The sequence below is a fragment of the Siminovitchia fortis genome (assembly GCF_003605365.2).
Lineage (GTDB): Bacteria > Bacillota > Bacilli > Bacillales > Bacillaceae_C > Siminovitchia > Siminovitchia fortis.
On record NZ_QYTU02000022.1, the window covers coordinates 44,321 to 63,415 of the forward strand.

Genomic DNA, 19,095 nt, shown 5'->3' on the forward strand with positions numbered 1-19,095 from the left:
ATTGTAAAGAAACCAAATGCAATCTGTATGACTATGTACATTGTGAGTTCAGAGGCTGAAAGTTTTCTTTGCTTTCTGGTTCTATCCAAATCCCGTAAATAAAAAGCTGAACTAAAGATAAGCAATACGCTTGCCATTACCCTTAAAACCTCAACAAAAATGGCGATGTATATCAACTCCTTCCCCGACAATGCAGCGCTATAATTTGGGCTTCAATAAACCGGGCCTTGAAAACAAAAGTGGGCAAAAATTCTTCACTTCACCTCTAACCATAACGCTTTTCCATTAAAAAAATATCTGTCAAATTCATCTGAAAACCATCGAAAAGTTTGGAAGTAATGAGGCCAGTACTCGTTTTTACGAACAACTGGCAGAAGGCCCGGTATTTCAATGCCGGGATGAATGCCAGCGGCATAGATTCAAATAAAGATGAAAAAGCGCTTGCTTTTATCTTTTAAATATTATAACATTAATACAGAATATATGTTCGTATCCCTGGCTCATTAAGAATATAAACGAAACGCTCGATAAAGTAGATCGGTAAAAATGCTTGAATGAGCTTAATACGTTTTATGAGATGTATCAATCGTTTGAAGAAAAAATGCGCTCTTTAGGTGAAAAACACATTTCCAGTATTGGATTCTAAATGAGAAAGATATAACCTTTGTCGTGATGAAACCCACGAAAGATAGGCATATCTCCTGTCGTGAGACAGTGGGTGCAAATGTCTATTGGTGTTGTATAGGTCAAACACCGGATGCGTACGTTAAGTTGTGAGAGCCGACCGCAAGGGAAGCCTCGAACGGGTCCACTCGTTCGACAGAACGATTTGTGCGCGAACGTCGTGTGGAAAAGCTCCAGTCCGCAGCCAGAACCTCATCCGGAAAGGGAAAAGCACAAAGTACACACGCGCCATTGCGATTTGTCGTAATGGAACCGTGACCCTTTAGGGTCCGGGAACCTCCCCATTTTAATGGGGAGAGGTTTCAGGTCATGCTGCTCATACATCTCATCCTCATTCAAGGCATAAACAGTGATCGTGTCAAGCATCGGATTGACAATCCAATATTCTTTGACTCCATAGTTCATATAAAGATTAAGTTTCGTTACCAGTTCGTGCGACTGGTTAGAGGGACTAAGAATTTCCACAATCAAAATTGGAACACCTGCATATCTTGCATCCGTAAAACCATTTGGATCGCAAATAACGCTGATGTCAGGGATGACAATTTTCGTTCCTTCTATGTTTTCATTTTTCAATTCGATGTCAAAGGGAGCAGAAAAAGCTTCACACGGACTTCCCTCAAAGAAATTACCCAGTCCACGGTAAATTTTTCCGGATACCCGTTGATGTTTCGTTGAAGGTGATGGGGATATGTAAATAAATCTATCGATATACTCGAATAATGCATCATTATTTTCACGGATTTTCCAATACTCTTCCAATGAGAATGTGCCCTGTGATATAAATGCATGCCAATCCCCTCCCAAATCACCTATCCTTTCCGTTAGTACCATTTATTCAAAAGGTTTGATCATTTTCTAACAGCGTTGCTCCACAACCGGGCGCCAGGTTGTGGAGCTAATTTTTGCCAATTATAAAAGCCAAGCACCATTTATGTCAATGGTCTTGGCTCTTTTTGAAATTATCTTATTTGTTGTAAGTTAAGGATATGTCAGCCAGCACCGGGAAATGATCACTTGGAAATTGGCCATTCTTATGATAGTTAACAATCTCAATTTCATTAGATGTAAGGTTTCCTTTCCCGAGAATCCAGTCAATGCGTTTATTAGGTCCTTCACCAGTAGGATCATGAAAACCATTAAATGTTCCTAAGTCTTCATTAATTCTTATCTCAGCTGTTTCCCATAAATCATCAAACTCCCCACCACTTGTTAAAATTTGATGTGGAAGACTATCTGGTTCAGCATTGAAATCACCTGTTAAAATAACGGGTAACTCCGGATCAAATTTGTTTGTAAATTTAAGAATTAACTCTGCACTTTTTTTTCTTGCCTTGGCGGATTGATGATCAAAGTGTGTATTAACGAAATAGAACTGTTTATTGCTTTTTTTATCAAGAAACTTTGCCCAAGCAACCATTCTTGGAATTTTATTGCCCCATGTTTTTGAACCAATTACTTCGGGTGTATCGGATAACCAAAAATGGTCATATTCCAGTACACTGTATTCTTTTTCTTTATAAAAAATAGCAGAGTATTCTCTGCGATTTCCGCCAACCCAACTATAATTAGGTAAATTATCTTTTAAATCTTGTAGTTGCGTATGTGACACTTCTTGTGCCCCAATGATATCAGGCTTCTTCATGTTAATCAGTCTTCTAATTGCAGGAACCCTTTCATTCCAGGTGTGCGGCGAGGAATCATTGTTATTTTTGAATCTAAGATTAAAAGTCATCGCTTTTACATCAATCGACGCCCATTGGTTTTTGTTTTCTGCAGCAAACACTGGTGAAGTCCCCGGGAACAAACCACTTAGGATAATGAGTATACCGGCTGCCATTAAAAATTGGGATTTCAAAACTTTCTTCAATCTAAATCCTCCTCGTTAAATTATGTGACTGAAGGAAAGCGAACAATTTCTCCATTAATGGGTAGTTAACCAGGGAATAACTAATGTACTAAATGATAAAACTTTTCTTTTATCCATCATCAGAACCCCCGCATAATGTGATGTGTCATTTATTATCTCTTTTGTTCGAAAGTCTTATTCGAATAAATGGCCCCAAAATGGAAATGAGCGCCTATCTTTTGTTTTAGGATAACGCCCAGTATTATGCCATTTCTCCCCAAGCTAAATAAGTTTCCCATACAGCAGGCATTTTTCTCCAGTTCCCAATCTTCACTTGTTAACACATCTATATATGGTCAAACTAAAAAAAACCGCTCATCCTCCAAAAGAAGTAAGCGGGTTTAAAGCGTTCTATAACTCAATCCGATGTCGTCAGGGACGCCTGGACTTCCGGACTGATTTTCGGGTAAGGATAGTTAATTTTTTCATCAAATTCCACCCAGTCGAGATTTGCCATCATTAGCAGGTAGCGTTTGCCGCTGGATGGGTCGCTGATGATGATGTGGTCACGCCCAGCCGTTTCTATGCGCCCGTGGTAAACCATTGCATTCCACCTTTTGTTACCTTGATAAGTAAAGTAGAATGTACCTACCTTACCTTTGTTGAAGCGTATGATATTTTCGATAAATGATTCTTCCAACGTGCCTGCCAGAAGTTGCTGCGTGGTCCCGATCGGGACCACTGGGGCGGCATACGAGGGGCCAGAAGGCATAGCCATCGGAGAACCAGAAGGTTGTGTTCGACTGGTCCGCATCATGGAAGCCGGATAATAACCAGGATAATAATTCATTGGATAATAACCAGAGTCTCCACAAGTCATGGGAAGATCAGCTCCTTATTAATTTATCTATAAAACTCTGGGCAATAGCCCGGTACCCCGACATAGAAGCAATGATTCTTGTGCGCAAAATCGAACTTCGTCATGGGGGATCTTGGCATCGTTTCTGTACAAGGGGCTCGGTACTTTTTCCCCGGACTGGGGTTAAAAAACCACAAATTCATTTTTGCACGAGGTTCCCTATGACCGTTTAACAAATTCCTAGCCCTCTGGAGGTCAGCTTCTGTGGGCCGTTGTGTATACAATGATCCATTTAAGACAGGCTCGAAGTGAGGAATATCGGTTCCGGGTATGGTTTGATAGATCGCATGTCTGATATTGCGCAATCCTTTGAAGTCAGGAGCACAATCAGCCTCGACTCGATTAGCCACAACCGATCCTACCATGTTCATCCCTTGAGCGCCTTCACCGATTGCTTCCGCCAGCATGAGCCTCGCTAACTCCTCCACGTCACGAGAGGTATGTTTTATTCGTCTGCCCATTTTCTCACCACCTTCGGCTTATACAAGTAACTTATTACCTGAAGCTGGTTTTGGTAACTTGCCTATCAGCCCAATTACTTTGATTCCGAAAGGTCATGATATTAGGACATACGTTTGCCCGTTTTCCCCAAAAGGCGAACATTGCATTTAAAGACTGGCCGAAGCTGGAGTAGGATTGGAACAGATCATGGACGGGTTGGGACGCACTGACGATAGCACGACTAAAAACGTATAGCTTCATGTTACGAAATAAATGAAAAAAAAGGCTTCTCAAAAGTTTGCTCAACTTATGAGAAGCCTCCGTTAAAATCCTCTATGTTAGGCGTTTTACTTTCATCTTACTCAAAAACCCAGTCATATTAAGGGTTGAGCGGCGTTATTACATCATGCCGCCCATGCCGCCGCCCATGTCAGGCATGCCCATGCCGCCGCCGGCGTTTTCTTCCGGCTTGTCAGCTACAACAGCTTCTGTTGTAAGGAGCATAGCCGCTACGGAAGCAGCGTTTTGAAGCGCATAGCGGGTAACTTTTGTCGGGTCGACGATACCAGCGTCGATCATGTTGACCCACTCGCCGTTTGCAGCGTTGAATCCGATGCCGACTTCTTCTTTTTTCAAGCGGTCAACGATTACGGATCCTTCAAGGCCAGCGTTTTGGGCGATTTGACGTACTGGCTCTTCGAGGGCACGAAGTACGATTCTGACACCTGTAGCCACGTCATCTTCACCTTGGATTTCAGCCACTTTGTTGTAGACGTTCACAAGGGCTGTTCCACCACCGGAAACAATTCCTTCTTCAACAGCCGCACGAGTAGCGTTCAATGCGTCTTCGATGCGAAGCTTGCGCTCTTTCAATTCTGTTTCAGTTGCAGCACCGACTTTGATGACTGCTACGCCGCCAGCAAGCTTAGCCAAGCGCTCTTGAAGTTTTTCTTTGTCGAATTCGGAAGTTGTTTCTTCCAGCTGCGCACGGATTTGGTTTACGCGGCTTGAGATGTTTGCGGAATCTCCGGCACCTTCAACGATTGTTGTATTTTCTTTGGATACAACAACTTTAGCAGCGCGTCCAAGTGATTGGATAGAAGCTGTTTTAAGGTCAAGTCCGAGATCTTCAGTAATGACTTCCCCGCCAGTCAAGATGGCGATATCTTCAAGCATCGCTTTGCGGCGGTCGCCAAATCCTGGAGCTTTAACAGCAACTGCGTTAAATGTTCCGCGAAGTTTGTTCACAACAAGTGTAGCCAATGCTTCACCTTCAACATCTTCAGCGATGATCAACAAAGGTTTGCTTTGCTGAACGACTTGCTCAAGAAGCGGAAGAACTTCCTGGATGTTTGTAATCTTCTTGTCAGTGATCAAGATATACGGATTTTCAAGAACAGCTTCCATTTTATCGGAATCTGTTACCATGTAAGGAGATGCATATCCGCGGTCGAATTGCATACCTTCCACAACGTCAAGCTCAGTTGTGAATCCTTTTGATTCTTCAACCGTAATGACGCCGTCGTTTCCAACGCGCTCCATTGCTTCAGCGATAAGCTGTCCTACTTCTTCGTCGCCGGAAGAGATGGAAGCAACTTGGGCAATGGACTCTTTGTCTTCGATTTGTTTAGAGATGTTGTGAAGCTCTTCAACTGCAGTCGCAACCGCTTTTTCGATTCCTTTGCGGACTCCTACAGGGTTCGCGCCTGCAGTTACGTTTTTCAAGCCTTCTTGAATCATTGCTTGAGCAAGAACTGTAGCAGTTGTCGTACCGTCACCGGCTACATCGTTCGTTTTGCTTGCAACTTCAGAAACAAGCTTTGCACCCATGTTTTCGAACGCATCTTCAAGCTCGATTTCCTTAGCGATTGTTACACCGTCATTTGTGATGAGCGGAGAACCAAATTTTTTCTCAAGTACAACGTTGCGCCCTTTTGGCCCAAGAGTAACTTTTACCGCATCAGCCAATTGGTCAACACCGCGGAGCAAGGCACGGCGTGCTTCTTCGTTAAACTTAATGTCTTTAGCCATTTATAATATCCTCCCTATCGTGTTTTAATTAAATTCTCTCATATAAAAAACGTTTTTTATCAGCCGATAACAGCCAATATGTCAGACTCACGTAAAATTAAATATTCCGTACCTTGGTATTTCACTTCTGTACCAGCGTACTTAGAGAAGATGATGCTGTCGCCTTCGGATACTTCAGGTGCAACACGCTCGCCGCTGTCGAGTACACGCCCTGTTCCAACAGCAACTACTTTCCCTTCCTGCGGCTTTTCCTTCGCGGAATCCGGAAGAACGATGCCGCTCGCAGTTTTCTCCTCCGACTCCACCAGTTCAATAACTACGCGATCCCCAAGTGGTTTTAACAAGTGAAACAACCTCCTTAAAGTATATGTAGATTTTTATTAGCACTCTGACTGCCCGAGTGCTAACACAAGTATTATATTAAATAATTTGTTTTCCATTTGCAAGCGTTAACCGCTTATTTTTTAAAAAAGTTTCTTCAAAATTCGAGTTTGCCTGGATAGGCAAATTGTCATTCGATTTTTGGCCCAATAAATTATTGCACACAAATAACCGCTACTTTAATCCTTCCGGGGCCTGCCCTCTCGGCGCGGTGGCGCGTTAAAGCATTGATCAGAACCCCTGTAACACGTTTTTCAAATATAATTGTCGTATTGATTCACTCTATCAATTCGCTTATAATTGTGGTAATCATCAGAAGTGGCGGAAAAGTTGTGGGCTTCAGATGATGCAGAAAAAAACAAGGGGGAAAAGCATTATGAAAAAGGTATCACGCTTTTGGTCACTGGGCTTTCTCTTTTTAAGCCTGACTGTTCTATTATTTGGCTGCGGCAAAGGCTCAGATGAAGCAGAACCTGCAAGCGGCAGTGACGGCGACAGCGGCGGCAAGAAAAAGCTCGTTGTCGGAACGGATGCTACATACGCACCGATGGAGTATATGGATAATAACGGAAATATTGTCGGTATTGACATCGATATTGTGGAAGCGATTGCAAAAGAAGCAGGTGTCGAAGTTGAATTTAAAAACATCGGCTGGGAGCCTCTGTTCCCTGCGGTAGAAAATGGAGAAGTAGACTTTGCGGTTTCTTCCATCACGATTACGAAAGAGCGCCAGGAGACTTTTGATTTTACTGAGCCATACTACATCGCGAACCAGGTCATTCTTGTGAAAAAAGAATCGGATATCAAATCTTTTAAGGATTTAAAGGATAAGAAAGTTTCTGTTCAAATCAACACGACTGGCCACACAATGATGAAAGAAATCCAGGGCAACACAAGCTCTAAAATCATAGCTGCCGAAACAATGCCGCTTGCCATTGAAGAATTACTGAACGGAAATGCAGACGCGGCTGTCGGAGATAACTCTACTGTTAATGAGTACATAAAAAACAATCCGAACGTCGAAGTTGAAATTGTTGAAGACGACAGCGCCGAAAAAGAATACTATGGCTTGATGGTGAAAAAAGGAAACTCTGAAGTTGTCGATCTTTTAAATGAAGGAATCCAAAAGATCAAAGAGAATGGAAAGTTAAAAGAAATCACCGGCTTTGATGTTGAGTAAGAAGTCGCTTCTCAGTCTATGAACATCGTCTACTCAATCTGGAGGTGGTTATGATAGAATTTTTAGATATTCGTTTTGATATGATTTGGAACTACAAGGAACTTTTTCTTAGAGGGCTGTGGGTTACCCTGGCCCTTACCGCTGTCGGTTATGTAAGCGGAATCATTTTGGGTCTGTTCATCGGAATGGGCAAGCTGTCCAAAAGGAAATGGATCTATTATCCTTGTAAATATTATGTGGATTTTTTCCGGGGAACACCGTTACTGGTGCAAATCCTGCTTATTCACTTGGCCTTTATTCCGAGCGTATTCGGGCACTCCCTCGGTTACTTTGTGTCCGGCTCCATCGCCCTTGCGCTGAACTGCGGGGCCTATAATGCGGAAATTATCCGGGCAGGGATCCAATCGATTGAAAAAGGGCAAATGGAAGCGGCCCGGTCACTGGGAATGCCAAGAAGCGTGGCCATGAAACATATTATCCTTCCACAAGCGTTCCGGCGGATGGTCCCTCCTCTTGGAAACGAATTGATCGCTTTATTGAAAGATTCATCTCTTGTTACTGTTATAGCGGCAAATGACCTGTTGTACGCAGGAAAAGTTGTTGCAGGTGCCTATGCAAGATTCTGGGAGCCATATATAACAGTAGCCATTTTATATCTAATCCTCACCTGGTTATTTACAAAAGTGATTGCCTATGTGGAAAAACGTTTCAGCAATAGCTATATTCCGCGGCAGAGGAGACGCGTATTCACATTTGGCCGCTCAGCAATAGAGGTGAACAAATGATTAAAATTCAAGGGTTGCATAAATCTTTCGGAGACCTGGAAGTGTTAAAAGGAATCGATTACGAGGTAAATGAAAAAGAAGTGATTTGTGTCATCGGGCCGAGCGGATCGGGAAAAAGTACCTTCCTTCGCTGCATCAACCTGTTGGAAGAAATCACGGATGGTTCCATTTATATTAACGGGGTCAAAGTAAACGACCCCAAAACAGATATTAACGAAATCAGGAAAGAAGTGGGAATGGTTTTTCAGCAGTTCAATCTCTTCCCGCACATGACTGTACTCGATAATATCACGATTTCACCGATCAAAATCAGGAAAATGGCTCCTCGTGATGCCGAGGAGTTGGCGCATCAGCTGCTTCAAAAAGTCGGTCTTGGAGACAAAGCGAATGCCTATCCGGAACAATTGTCGGGCGGGCAGATGCAAAGGGTCGCCATTGCCAGGGCGCTGGCGATGAAACCGAAAGTCATGCTGTTTGACGAACCTACGTCCGCTCTTGACCCGGAGATGGTCAAAGAAGTGCTTGATGTTATGAAGCAGCTGGCCATGGATGGAATGACCATGGTCGTTGTGACACACGAAATGGGATTTGCGAGGGAAATGGGAGACCGCGTATTATTCATGGACCAGGGCTACCTTGTCGAAGAGGGGCCTCCTGAGCAGATTTTCGGCTCTCCAAAAAGTGATAGGACAAAGGCATTTTTGAGTAAAGTTTTATAATATGGGGTCAAATCCAAACCATCGAAAGGATGGTTTGGATTTTTTTGTGTCCATCCTCCGTCTACTGACCTTGTATTTGATATGATAGAGTATGAGAAACAGATGGAGATGAACGACCCGTGGATTTATTTTTAATCGTATTACCCGTTTTTTTAATATTTTTTGCAGGATGGCTTGGCCAAAAGCTGATCGGATTTGACATCAAATCGATTTCGAAAGTGGCGCTTTATTTGATGTCGCCCTTTCTTGCCTTCCGTACGTTTTATACGAATGAAGTGACGATGGACTATATTTTTATTTTCTTGTTTTGCTGTCTTTTATCGCTCATTCTGATCGTGGCCACATGGATTACAGGCTTTGTGATGCATGCAGGGCGGCCGAAGCTTTCGGCGATGATCTTGGGTGGCGCTTTTATGAACAGCGGAAACTATGGAGCACCGGTTGTATTGTTTGCTCTCGGTGCGGTGGCGTTTGATTATGCGGTCATTATGATGGTTTTTCAGTCATTTTTGATGAACTCAATTGGGATTCTGGTGGCATCCATTGGCGGAAAGGAAAATGCTTCGGTTAAGGATGCCGCCATGCAAGTGGTGAAGATGCCTGTCATTTATGGAGCAGTGCTCGGTCTCGCTTTGCAGCTTCTTTCCATTGATCTGCCGGGGACGATTATGAATGCGGTTGGACTTGTTGCAGATGCTTCCATTCCGACTGTCATGCTTGTGCTCGGCATGCAGCTGGCTGCGATGCAAAGGAAGCGCGTCGCTTACAGGTTCGTTTCGGCCACTGTCGGCATCCGGATGATATTGTCGCCTTTGGTTGCCCTGCTTATTTTATATTTCCTGCCTATGGATGATTTGATCAAAGCCGTGCTTTTTATTCAAGCATCCATGCCGGCGGCAGCCAATACGACATTGCTCGCAATCCAATTTGATACGGAGCCGGATCTGGTTTCATTCACCACGTTCATCACGACAATGGTCAGCCTGCTGACGATTCCATATGTACTGTTCCTTATAGGAGTATGAAGCCTGAAAGTCTCCCTGTTTGAATCCCCTTCTGTTTATTAGTAAAATGGGATTTGCGGTTTTTATATCGTTGAAAGGGACTTAACTTTATGAATAGAAGATATATCTATATTGTACTGACCTATATTGCGATGCAATTATCCGTTTTTATCGGCATGCCCCTTTTATATGCCATTGGAACGAAACTTTTGCATCTCCCTTCTCAGGAAGCGAAAATCCAAGCGACAGGATATTGGCTTGTGTTCAGCTTTTTTGTTGGACTGGCCATTGTATTGTTTTTGCTTAGGAAAGATGAAAAACATAATAAAATTGACCGGGCTGCCCCCCTTCCACTAGGGTGGTCCCTTGTCTGGGCTGCAATCGGGATTTTCATGGCCTTTTTTGCACAGATCATCGCAGTGGGCATTGAACAGATGATTGGCGTAAAGCCGGGCTCTGAAAATACACAGGAGATATTGCAGCTTATCGACCTTTTTCCTGCAATTGTGTTGATCAGCTCAATTATCGGGCCGATCCTGGAAGAGATCGTTTTTAGAAAAGTCATCTTCGGGACGCTTTATAACCGGCTCCCGTTTGGAATGGCAGCAGTGATCAGTTCCGTCATCTTTGCTTTTGCGCATATGGAGCCGATCCACTTGATTTTATATACGGCAATGGGATTTGTTTTCGCTTTTTTGTATGTACAGACAAAAAGAATCATCGTTCCCATCATCGCACATGTCATGATGAATACACTTGTCGTAGTGGCACAGCGCTTTATCCCTGAAGATCTGGAGAAAAACATTCAAAGCTTTATACACTTGGTGCAGTGGATGGGAGGTTTCTTTTCATGAGGTCACCGTTGTTTTCCGGCATGATCTATATTATGCTTGGAATTGTATTCACATTTTTTGCCGTTCAACAAGTAAAATTAAACGAGTGGGGTTTCATAGTTTACTTATTGATTATTTTGGCCACCTTCGATTTCGGGGCAGGCTTTCGACTGATCTTCCTCCACTTTAGATTGAAAAATGAACAAAGAAAATAAAGAGACATCACTGGCGATGTCTCTTTTCTCTTCAAAATGCCGCAGCTAAACGGGCGCTTGCGCTTTTTTCACTAAGTAAGAAAGTATAAGATGTTTTAGCTTTAAAATTTTGAACAAAGCCTTTTGTTGTCTAGCTCCAGCGCCTATCGACTAGCAAACTTCGCACCTCCTCCTACGATAAGTCAACATCGGCTCGTTCCTCGCCGTGTTGTCCGGCTGCGAGTGCCATCGGCTCGAGGTCATAAGCCAATCGCTGCTGAAGGCAAACTACGCCTTCTTCAGCGCTCGTCTTATGCTTGTCGCCGATAAGCAGGCACTCTCCGCCTTTCCTTATCCTTTATCTCGTCGGAGGCACTCCAGTCTGTACGTCGATGGGCAAGGCGCTTGCGCTTTTCTTTATTGTGGTTCATTTATTGCGCGCTCCTGCTCCGCTTGGGAAGCCTGCGCCTTTTTGTAGCCTATTTTTGAAATCCATATGCTGATTTCATACAGGAGAAGCAAGGGAACCGTCACCATCATATGTGAAATGACGTCTGGAGGCGTAATGAATGCCGCTACCACGATCAAAATAAAATAGGCGTATTTCCGGACCTGCCGGAGAAATGCCGGCGTTACAATTCCGAGCCGCGTCAGGAACAACACTACAACCGGCAATTGAAAAAGCACGCCAAATGGTATCGTGATCTGAAACAGAAAATGGAAATACTCATTGATTCCGATCGTCGTCTGAATGTCCATATTGCCCGATAAGCCAAGCATGAAGCGAATGACGAACGGGAAAAGGACGAAATACGCAAAAAGCACTCCCGCCAGAAATAACGTGACAGAAACGGGGATATAGCTGAGCGTCACTCTTCGTTCCTTCTCTAATAAACCAGGGCTGATAAATGCCCACAGCTGGTATAAAATGACCGGAGAGGTCATAATGAAAGCCAGCACAAACGCCATTTGCATAAACACCTTGAACGGATCAGTCACCCGAAAGGCGTTCATCGTTATATCATGGACGATGCTTGCATGCTGGAGCCATTTTATAAGCGGCTGTGATAAAAAAAAGCTGACAATAACCGCCAGCACAAAGAAAACGACTATAATGACCAGCCGTTTTCTTAATTCTTCTATATGATCAAGAATCGTCATATTCTTCTGATCCATGTCGTTCATCCTATCACTGGCCGGTGTCTTTCTTCTTGTCCTTTTCATCGTCTTCCGCCAGCCCTTTAGTTGCATTCTTGAATTCGCGCAATGTGTTTCCTGCTGCTTTGCCTAATTCGGGCAGTTTTTTTGGACCAAAAACCAAGAGAGCGACAAAAGCGATAATAATCAAACTTCCAGGACCTACTCCCATAGGGTCCACCTCCTCATACTATTATTTTAACGGAAACTCGTCCGTTTAGCCATTTAAATTCGTTTTATCCTGTGAATTTTCCGTGTCATCGTTAGGATAATTTTTCAAGAAATAGATGAGCGATTGAAGCTCAACTGCCAAGTCGATATGATGGACCCGAATGGAAGGCGGGACATTGAGCCGTGCCGGCGTAAAGTTCAAAATGCCTTTTACATTTGTCTTTTTAATCCGGTCGGTAATCGTCTGGGCAGCGCTTGCAGGAACGGTCAAAATGGCAACCGTAATATCTTCCTGCTTTAGCCTTTCCTCCAACTCATCCATATCGTAAATCCGGATACCGCAAATTTCTTTTCCGACCTTTTCTTTATCCACATCGAATGCCATTTCAATCTTTGTATTATTGTTTTTTAGAAAATTATAATGTAAAAAGGCCGTTCCCAAATTGCCGACGCCAATCAATGCGACCTTCGAAAGCTCGTCCTGATCCAATGTTTTCCGGAAGAAAGTGAGAAGATAGTTTACATTATACCCATATCCCTTTTTCCCAAGCGCCCCAAAATAAGAAAAATCCCTTCGAATTGTGGCGGAGTCAACCTTGACCGCTTCACTCAGTTCAGCGGATGAAACCCTTTGTTTTCCCGAAGCATGCAAATTTTTCAAGAACCTGTAGTAAAGCGGCAGCCGTTTGGCTGTTGCCTGTGGTATTTTTGTTGTTTCTTCGTTCATTATCCAATCCTCCAAGACTAGATGTAAGAAAAGCGAAAGCGCCTGTTCATATTAAGGTAAAGCAAAACGCGCCTAGTACAAACTGGCATCGCACTAGCGACGATAATCTTTACTGGACACTCCGCCTGTTTTTTCTATTAAAAAAGTCGGTCCGATCACCATTCCCTTATCAATGGCCTTGCACATATCATAAACAGTGAGCGCAGCAGCGGACACTGCTGTCAAAGCTTCCATCTCTACACCTGTATTTCCGATCGTTTTCACAGAAACTTGAATAACAAGCTGTTTGTGATTGTCTTTTCCGTCCTGCCATTCAAAAGAAAAATTGATCCCTTTCAAGGGAATCGGGTGGCACATCGGAATGATGTCCCACGTCTTTTTGGCCGCCATGATGCCGGCTACTTGTGCGACCGCCAGGACATCACCCTTTTTTACCTTGTTTTGGCTGATATGTTCATAAATTGTGTTGTTGACTTCAATGCTCGATTGGGCGATAGCCGTGCGGACCGTTTCCGGTTTTCCGCTTACATCCACCATTTGGGCCCTGCCTTCTTCATTAAAATGGGTCAATTTTTCCACGCTCAACACCTCTTATCCATCATACACTATTTTGTCAAGCCTGTCTTTTCTTGCCGAAGAAAATTGTTGATTGTCAAAAACTGAAAAAATGGTACACTGTCTATGATTAGGGGTGTAAAATCATGCTATTGTTACAGGTACAGCAGATCACCAAATATTTTGGCGCCGATCTGATTTTATCGAATATAAAGCTGGAACTCCATGACAGGGACCGGACCGCGCTTGTTGGAAGAAACGGCGCCGGCAAGTCTACGTTACTCAAAATCATAGCGGGGGAATTATCCCATGATTCAGGGCAGATTGTGAAGCCGAAAGATGTGACCATCGGCTATTTATCACAGCATACAGGTTTGGAATCAAACTTGACGATATGGGAAGAAATGCTTACTGTTTTCGATGATGTCAGGGAGATGGAACAAAAACTCCGGGATATAGAACAGAAAATGTCCGATCCTGCGAATTATGAACAGGATGGTGCCTATGAAAAATTGTTATCGGAATATGACCGGCTGCAGGAGAAATTCAAGGACATAGGCGGTTATCAATATGAATCCGATATCCGCTCTGTCCTCCATGGGTTCAGATTTTTTGAAGAGGACCACCATACTCATATATCAACACTCAGCGGCGGACAGAAAACGCGCCTGGCTTTGGCCAAACTTCTTTTAACAAAGCCTGACCTGCTCATATTGGACGAGCCGACAAACCATTTGGATATTGAAACGATGGCATGGCTTGAAAAATATTTGCAAAATTATCCTGGTGCACTGCTTCTCGTTTCGCACGACCGTTATTTTTTAGACCAAATCGTAACGCAAGTGTATGAGTTGTCCAGACATGAAATTTCAATTTTTCATGGAAACTACAGCAAATATCTGCAGCAAAAGGCCGAAAATTACGAGCGGGACATGAAGCTTTTTGAAAAGCAGCAGGGAGAAATAGCGAAGCTGGAGGATTTCATCCAGCGGAACCTGGCAAGGGCGTCGACGACAAAGCGTGCCCAGAGTCGGCGCAAGCAGTTGGAAAGAATGAAGATCATGGACCGGCCGGCCGGCGATGAAAAGTCCGCATCCTTTTCTTTTTCTATCGATAAACAAAGCGGAAACGACGTTCTGTCGCTTGTTGACGGGGCTATAGGATATGATGGCAACCCTTTGGCCAAAAATATTGGCCTTTCTCTGACACGCGGTGATAGCATTGCGCTTGTCGGTCCGAATGGAATCGGAAAATCTACATTGTTGAAAACAATTATTAAAAAGCTGCCGCTTTTAGCAGGGGATATCAAGTACGGTTCCAATGTCCAAATTGGATATTACGATCAGGAACAGGCTGATTTATCATCCAACAAGACGGTGCTGCAGGAGCTGTGGGATCACTATCCTTTGACAAGCGAAAGAGGCATCCGGACAGTGTTGGGAAACTTCCTGTTCAGCGGTGACGATGTGTTGAAGACCGTTTCTTCTTTAAGCGGCGGTGAAAAGGCACGCCTTGCTTTGGCCATCCTGATGCTTCAAAAGGCCAATCTTCTCATATTGGACGAACCGACAAACCATTTGGACCTGGACAGCAAAGAAGTGTTGGAAAACTCGCTTGTGGATTATCCGGGGACCATTTTATTCGTTTCCCATGACCGCTATTTCATCAACAGGATTGCGACCAAAGTTGTGGAGCTGACTGAAAATGGGACTGTGGAGTACCTTGGTGACTACGATTATTATGTAGAGAAAAAGATGGAAATGGCCGAACTGGAAAAAATTGCCCGTGAAAAAATGGCAGATAAGAGCAAAGCTGTTTCAAAAACTGTGGATAAAAAATCTTATTCTCAGGAAAAAGAAATGAGAAAGCTGGAAAGACAGCGAAAAAGAAGAATCTCTGAAATTGAGGAACACGTCGAGCAGCTGGAAGCGGACCTTGCGGAAAAAGAAGAATTGCTCTGCCGGCCCGACATATACGAAGACCATGAACAGTCGCTGGCCATCCACTTGGAAGTGGAGAAGATTAAGGATGAAATCGATCAACTCATGGAAGAATGGACCGAGCTTTCGGAAGATATGGATTCATAAACAGGCCCTGCATGTGCAGGCCTGTTTTTTATGGATTCGAAAAAAGCATCTGAACTTTGAGAAGCGTTATTCACAATTTTACTCACAAATCCGTCTCAATATTTATCAGTTATGAACAAACTTATCAACATTATCCACAACAACCTGTTGATTAATCCACATTTTCCACATCTCTGTGGATTATTTATGTGTAACTTCTGACTCTCTCAACTTTTTATTAACATTTCCCCATATTCTCTAAAGTTAATCACAAAAAAAGCAGATGGACCTCATCCACCTGCTATCAAAAGTTCTCTATATCCAAGCCGGGATTTGCATTCATATCTAGTTTCCCTCTTTTACCCGCTTCATACAGCATGCTGCCTGCTGCCGCGATCATAGCGGCATTGTCTGTGCATAGGTAAAGGGGAGGTATGATCAGCTCAACTTCATCTATTTCGCCGAATGCTTTCTCCAATGAAGCGCGCAATCCCTTATTGGCCGCTACTCCCCCAGCGAGCAAGACCTGCTTTACTCCATATTCCTTGGCAGCCCGTACTGTTTTTTCCGTTAACACTTCAATGACACTTGCCTGGAAACTTGCAGCCAAGTCTTCTGGGGATATCTTTTCGCCTCGCTGCTCCGCGTTGTGTAAAGTGTTGATAACTGCAGATTTCAATCCGCTGAAACTGAAATCATAAGACCCTTCTTCAAGCCACGCTCTCGGCAAATCAATGTTAGGCGTTCCCGCCTGTGCAAGTTTATCAATATGCGGGCCGCCGGGATAAGGCAGATTCAATGTTCGCGCCACCTTGTCATAGGCTTCCCCTGCGGCGTCATCGAGTGTTTCGCCAATCACTTGAAAGGAACCGTCTTTTTCCATGTAGATCAGTTCTGTATGGCCGCCTGAAACGACAAGTGACAATAAAGGAAACGTAAAATCAGTGATCAGCCTGTTGGCGTATATGTGGCCGGCGATGTGATGAACCCCGACAAGCGGTTTATTCAAACTGAACGCCAGGGCTTTCGCCGCATTGACACCAACAAGAAGGGCGCCGACTAACCCGGGGCCTTCCGTGACAGCAATCGCATCGACATCGTCGAAAGTGACATTCGCTTTTTGAATAGCTTCCTCAATGACAATCGTAATCTGCTCCACATGATGCCTTGATGCAAGCTCAGGAACAACCCCGCCGAACCTGCGATGGCTCTCGATTTGAGATGCCACTACGTTTGAAAGAATTTCCGTTCCATTTTTTACTACTGATGCTGCGGTTTCATCACAGCTTGTCTCAATTCCGAGCACAATTAAATCTTTTTTACTCATAAATTCACCCACATGACCAGCGCATCTTCCTTGTTGTCGGTATAATAACCCCTTCTGATGCCGCCTTCCTGGAATCCAAGCTTTTTATATAAAGATTTTGCAATATGGTTGCTGATGCGAACCTCAAGCGTCATCGTTTTGGCACCGGCTTCCTTGGACAAACTCATCATCTTACACAACAATTTTTCCCCAAGCTTGCGTCCCCGAAATTCAGGAAGTATAGCTATGTTTGTTACATGCGCCTCATCTAATATAATCCAAACCCCGCAGTAGCCTGCCTGTACACCGTCTACTTCGATAAACACATAGGAGGCGAAACGATTATGTGCAATATCGTTATAAAAAGCTTCCTCGGGCCACGGAGTTGGAAATGAACGGCTTTCAATATGACAGAGATTGTGAATATCATCCACTGTGGCGAGACGGAACGATATATTTTTCGTTATTTCCATGCTGCGATCAATCATTGGTCACTTTCCCCTGTCTCTCCAGCCATTTGGCTTCAGCTTCGACAAGCCGGATATAGTTTGGAGTAAACGTATGAACATTTTCTTCAGGCCGGCTTATTCCCAACAAACCAAGCTCCCCAGGTCTTGGGTTGAATTCGCCAACCGCGGTGAAATGAGCCCTCTCTCCAAGGGCCGTACGGAAGGTCTCCCTGTGAAGCTCGATATCATTGCCAACAAATAATACAGGTTCACCGGTATCTTTTAAAATCTCTGCCCATTCTGCTGCAGGTATGTTTTGATCTTCTTTTATTATGACAGGCTCTTGGTCTTTAACCCGATAGAGCCCTGTATAAATCAATCCGCGCCTCGCATCAAAAAGCGGTGAGACCAAACCTGGAAAATAACGTCCGGCGGCTGCCAGAACCGCCAAGCTTGAGACACCTGATAAAGGAATTCCCAGGCTCCAGGCCATCGTTTTGGCAATCGTCACGCCGATGCGGACGCCGGTATACGAACCCGGGCCGCCGGCGACAACAATTTTATCCAAATCGGATGGTTTCGTTTCACAATCGGCAAGAAGCCGCTCAATGGCAGGCATGACGCGGATGCTGTGATTCTTCTTCAAATTTGTTATATATTCGCCAATGACCTTCGTTTCGTCTACAAGACCGACACCAAGCACGTCATTGGAAGTGTCAATTGCCAGGATTTTCATCAAAAAACTCCTCACATAATGCTTCATACCTCGTCCCAAAAGGCTTAAAAACAATGCGCCTTTGATTTTCCGCTTCGTGGAAAATATCAATGGCCAGCCGATCCCGCGGAAGCTGATCCTCAATAAACTTGGCCCATTCCACCACTGTTACACCATCACCGTAAAAATATTCATCAAAACCAAGATCTTCGAATGAATCTTCCAAACGGTATACATCCATATGATATAACGGAATCCGGCCATGATACTCTTTGATGATTGTATAGGTCGGGCTGTTTACATTTCTCTCAATGCCAAGACCAAAAGCCAGTCCTTTTGTAAAAGTGGTTTTACCGGCACCAAGATCACCCTCAAGAAGCAAAAGGTCTTCCGGTTTGAGCAATTTTCCCAATCGGCGAGCAATCTCCCATGTCTCTTCCGGATTATTTGAGATTAATTCATATGCCTTCATAAAAGACTCCTTAGTTGATTATACAAAAAAACCTTAGGTTCCTCTACCTCCCCTAAGGTTGACTTTGTTTATTTTATTAAATAAGAAGGTAATTGCGGGGGCAGGATTTGAACCTGCGACCTTCGGGTTATGAGCCCGACGAGCTGCCAGACTGCTCCACCCCGCGATGATAAAAAAATTGAACTTGTCTTGATTATTATAAAGAAAGGGAAGGGGAAAAGCAAGGATCCCAAGGGAATTTGCAAAAAAAATCGTTTCTTGTTGCAAAAGGGGGTTTTTTTGTATTGCTAAAACTGCTGATTAGGCTAGTTTGAGAGAGAATTACACGAAATTCAAAGGAAATATGGTCCGGGTTTGCCGTTTTATGAGCGGAAATAAATGAGCTATGAGCCGGTATGGGCTTTTTATGATCATTGA

22 protein-coding genes and 1 tRNA gene are annotated in these 19,095 nt (G+C 43.9%); 7 read left to right on the forward strand and 16 right to left on the reverse strand.

Annotated features, from left to right (window positions below):
• Positions 1-876: 876 nt before the first annotated feature.
• From D4N35_RS10860 to groES, 6 genes are all read right to left on the reverse strand, one after another.
• On the reverse strand, positions 877-1,491 hold the full coding sequence (locus D4N35_RS10860; protein WP_235870364.1) for a Uma2 family endonuclease: 615 nt from the start codon (positions 1,489-1,491) through the stop codon (positions 877-879).
• Between the two features lie 160 nt (positions 1,492-1,651).
• Complete coding sequence (locus D4N35_RS10865) at positions 1,652-2,554, reverse strand: endonuclease/exonuclease/phosphatase family protein (protein ID WP_120073429.1); 903 nt, start codon at positions 2,552-2,554, stop codon at positions 1,652-1,654.
• Positions 2,555-2,951: 397 nt separating this feature from the next.
• Positions 2,952-3,413, reverse strand: coding sequence for a spore coat protein GerQ (gene gerQ, locus D4N35_RS10870; protein WP_120073431.1), 462 nt, complete (start codon positions 3,411-3,413; stop codon positions 2,952-2,954).
• Positions 3,414-3,436: 23 nt separating this feature from the next.
• Positions 3,437-3,913: a cell wall hydrolase gene (locus D4N35_RS10875; protein WP_120073433.1), complete on the reverse strand. Its 477-nt coding sequence runs from the start codon at positions 3,911-3,913 to the stop codon at positions 3,437-3,439.
• Between the two features lie 379 nt (positions 3,914-4,292).
• Positions 4,293-5,924 carry a chaperonin GroEL gene (groL, locus tag D4N35_RS10885; RefSeq protein ID WP_120073435.1) on the reverse strand — a complete coding sequence of 544 codons (1,632 nt, stop codon included), beginning with the start codon at positions 5,922-5,924 and terminating at the stop codon, positions 4,293-4,295.
• Positions 5,925-5,983: 59 nt separating this feature from the next.
• On the reverse strand, positions 5,984-6,268 hold the full coding sequence (gene groES, locus D4N35_RS10890; protein ID WP_120073437.1) for a co-chaperone GroES: 285 nt from the start codon (positions 6,266-6,268) through the stop codon (positions 5,984-5,986).
• 413 nt (positions 6,269-6,681) lie between these two features.
• Between groES and D4N35_RS10895 the strand changes: the two genes are divergently transcribed.
• From D4N35_RS10895 to D4N35_RS10920, 6 genes are all read left to right on the forward strand, one after another.
• Positions 6,682-7,485 carry a basic amino acid ABC transporter substrate-binding protein gene (locus D4N35_RS10895; protein ID WP_120073439.1) on the forward strand — a complete coding sequence of 268 codons (804 nt, stop codon included), beginning with the start codon at positions 6,682-6,684 and terminating at the stop codon, positions 7,483-7,485.
• Between the two features lie 50 nt (positions 7,486-7,535).
• Complete coding sequence (locus D4N35_RS10900; RefSeq protein ID WP_235870366.1) at positions 7,536-8,270, forward strand: amino acid ABC transporter permease; 735 nt, start codon at positions 7,536-7,538, stop codon at positions 8,268-8,270.
• The gene (locus D4N35_RS10905) at positions 8,267-8,989 is read left to right on the forward strand and encodes an amino acid ABC transporter ATP-binding protein (RefSeq protein ID WP_120073441.1); all 723 of its coding nucleotides are present in this window, start codon (positions 8,267-8,269) and stop codon (positions 8,987-8,989) included. The genes D4N35_RS10900 and D4N35_RS10905 overlap by 4 nt, the downstream gene beginning before the upstream one ends.
• Before the next feature lie 119 nt (positions 8,990-9,108).
• Positions 9,109-10,014: an AEC family transporter gene (locus tag D4N35_RS10910; RefSeq protein ID WP_120073443.1), complete on the forward strand. Its 906-nt coding sequence runs from the start codon at positions 9,109-9,111 to the stop codon at positions 10,012-10,014.
• A gap of 89 nt (positions 10,015-10,103) precedes the next feature.
• Complete coding sequence (locus tag D4N35_RS10915) at positions 10,104-10,847, forward strand: CPBP family intramembrane glutamic endopeptidase (RefSeq protein WP_120073445.1); 744 nt, start codon at positions 10,104-10,106, stop codon at positions 10,845-10,847.
• The gene (locus D4N35_RS10920) at positions 10,844-11,041 is read left to right on the forward strand and encodes a YdiK family protein (RefSeq protein WP_120073447.1); all 198 of its coding nucleotides are present in this window, start codon (positions 10,844-10,846) and stop codon (positions 11,039-11,041) included. Before D4N35_RS10915 ends, D4N35_RS10920 begins: the two co-directional genes overlap by 4 nt.
• A gap of 396 nt (positions 11,042-11,437) precedes the next feature.
• Here the strand turns inward: D4N35_RS10920 and tatC are convergent, their stop codons facing one another.
• The 4 genes from tatC to moaC all read right to left on the reverse strand — a co-directional run bounded on the left by tatC (position 11,438) and on the right by moaC (position 13,694).
• On the reverse strand, positions 11,438-12,196 hold the full coding sequence (gene tatC, locus D4N35_RS10925; RefSeq protein WP_120073449.1) for a twin-arginine translocase subunit TatC: 759 nt from the start codon (positions 12,194-12,196) through the stop codon (positions 11,438-11,440).
• Positions 12,197-12,209: 13 nt separating this feature from the next.
• Positions 12,210-12,389 (reverse strand): sec-independent protein translocase protein TatAY, encoded by a 180-nt coding sequence (gene tatAY, locus D4N35_RS10930; protein ID WP_120073451.1) that lies wholly within the window; start codon positions 12,387-12,389, stop codon positions 12,210-12,212.
• A gap of 45 nt (positions 12,390-12,434) precedes the next feature.
• A complete protein-coding gene (locus D4N35_RS10935) occupies positions 12,435-13,115 on the reverse strand; it encodes a redox-sensing transcriptional repressor Rex (RefSeq protein WP_120073453.1) in 681 nt (226 codons plus the stop codon).
• A 93-nt stretch (positions 13,116-13,208) separates the two neighbouring features.
• Positions 13,209-13,694 carry a cyclic pyranopterin monophosphate synthase MoaC gene (gene moaC, locus D4N35_RS10940; RefSeq protein ID WP_120073455.1) on the reverse strand — a complete coding sequence of 162 codons (486 nt, stop codon included), beginning with the start codon at positions 13,692-13,694 and terminating at the stop codon, positions 13,209-13,211.
• A 122-nt stretch (positions 13,695-13,816) separates the two neighbouring features.
• On the opposite strand from moaC, the gene D4N35_RS10945 reads away from it, so the two are divergent.
• Entirely contained in the window at positions 13,817-15,757 is a 1,941-nt protein-coding gene (locus tag D4N35_RS10945; RefSeq protein ID WP_120073457.1) for an ABC-F family ATP-binding cassette domain-containing protein, read from the forward strand.
• A gap of 283 nt (positions 15,758-16,040) precedes the next feature.
• Here D4N35_RS10945 and tsaD read toward each other — a convergent pair whose 3' ends face one another.
• The 6 genes from tsaD to D4N35_RS18290 form a co-directional block, all read right to left on the reverse strand.
• The gene (gene tsaD, locus D4N35_RS10950) at positions 16,041-17,063 is read right to left on the reverse strand and encodes a tRNA (adenosine(37)-N6)-threonylcarbamoyltransferase complex transferase subunit TsaD (RefSeq protein WP_120073459.1); all 1,023 of its coding nucleotides are present in this window, start codon (positions 17,061-17,063) and stop codon (positions 16,041-16,043) included.
• Positions 17,060-17,530 carry a ribosomal protein S18-alanine N-acetyltransferase gene (rimI, locus tag D4N35_RS10955; protein ID WP_120073462.1) on the reverse strand — a complete coding sequence of 157 codons (471 nt, stop codon included), beginning with the start codon at positions 17,528-17,530 and terminating at the stop codon, positions 17,060-17,062. The genes tsaD and rimI overlap by 4 nt, the downstream gene beginning before the upstream one ends.
• Positions 17,523-18,227 (reverse strand): tRNA (adenosine(37)-N6)-threonylcarbamoyltransferase complex dimerization subunit type 1 TsaB, encoded by a 705-nt coding sequence (gene tsaB, locus D4N35_RS10960; protein ID WP_120073465.1) that lies wholly within the window; start codon positions 18,225-18,227, stop codon positions 17,523-17,525. The genes rimI and tsaB overlap by 8 nt, the downstream gene beginning before the upstream one ends.
• The gene (tsaE, locus tag D4N35_RS10965) at positions 18,208-18,678 is read right to left on the reverse strand and encodes a tRNA (adenosine(37)-N6)-threonylcarbamoyltransferase complex ATPase subunit type 1 TsaE (protein ID WP_120073467.1); all 471 of its coding nucleotides are present in this window, start codon (positions 18,676-18,678) and stop codon (positions 18,208-18,210) included. The genes tsaB and tsaE overlap by 20 nt, the downstream gene beginning before the upstream one ends.
• 92 nt (positions 18,679-18,770) lie before the next feature.
• Positions 18,771-18,844, reverse strand: a tRNA-Met gene (locus tag D4N35_RS10970).
• A gap of 30 nt (positions 18,845-18,874) precedes the next feature.
• On the reverse strand, positions 18,875-19,095 hold a 221-nt coding region (locus tag D4N35_RS18290; protein ID WP_208646297.1), incomplete at its 5' end, for a hypothetical protein.

Bases quoted from the DNA above. Each gene is read 5' to 3' on its own strand.
- gerQ (WP_120073431.1), bottom strand. From the start codon at position 3,413: ATGACTTGTGGAGACTCTGGTTATTATCCAATGAATTATTATCCTGGT.
- D4N35_RS10875 (WP_120073433.1), bottom strand. From the start codon at position 3,913: ATGGGCAGACGAATAAAACATACCTCTCGTGACGTGGAGGAGTTAGCG.
- groL (WP_120073435.1), bottom strand. From the start codon at position 5,924: ATGGCTAAAGACATTAAGTTTAACGAAGAAGCACGCCGTGCCTTGCTC.
- D4N35_RS10895 (WP_120073439.1), top strand. From the start codon at position 6,682: ATGAAAAAGGTATCACGCTTTTGGTCACTGGGCTTTCTCTTTTTAAGC.
- D4N35_RS10900 (WP_235870366.1), top strand. From the start codon at position 7,536: ATGATAGAATTTTTAGATATTCGTTTTGATATGATTTGGAACTACAAG.
- D4N35_RS10905 (WP_120073441.1), top strand. From the start codon at position 8,267: ATGATTAAAATTCAAGGGTTGCATAAATCTTTCGGAGACCTGGAAGTG.
- D4N35_RS10915 (WP_120073445.1), top strand. From the start codon at position 10,104: ATGAATAGAAGATATATCTATATTGTACTGACCTATATTGCGATGCAA.
- D4N35_RS10920 (WP_120073447.1), top strand. From the start codon at position 10,844: ATGAGGTCACCGTTGTTTTCCGGCATGATCTATATTATGCTTGGAATT.
- tatC (WP_120073449.1), bottom strand. From the start codon at position 12,196: ATGGATCAGAAGAATATGACGATTCTTGATCATATAGAAGAATTAAGA.
- tatAY (WP_120073451.1), bottom strand. From the start codon at position 12,389: ATGGGAGTAGGTCCTGGAAGTTTGATTATTATCGCTTTTGTCGCTCTC.
- D4N35_RS10935 (WP_120073453.1), bottom strand. From the start codon at position 13,115: ATGAACGAAGAAACAACAAAAATACCACAGGCAACAGCCAAACGGCTG.
- D4N35_RS10945 (WP_120073457.1), top strand. From the start codon at position 13,817: ATGCTATTGTTACAGGTACAGCAGATCACCAAATATTTTGGCGCCGAT.
- tsaD (WP_120073459.1), bottom strand. From the start codon at position 17,063: ATGAGTAAAAAAGATTTAATTGTGCTCGGAATTGAGACAAGCTGTGAT.
- rimI (WP_120073462.1), bottom strand. From the start codon at position 17,530: ATGATTGATCGCAGCATGGAAATAACGAAAAATATATCGTTCCGTCTC.
- tsaB (WP_120073465.1), bottom strand. From the start codon at position 18,227: ATGAAAATCCTGGCAATTGACACTTCCAATGACGTGCTTGGTGTCGGT.
- tsaE (WP_120073467.1), bottom strand. From the start codon at position 18,678: ATGAAGGCATATGAATTAATCTCAAATAATCCGGAAGAGACATGGGAG.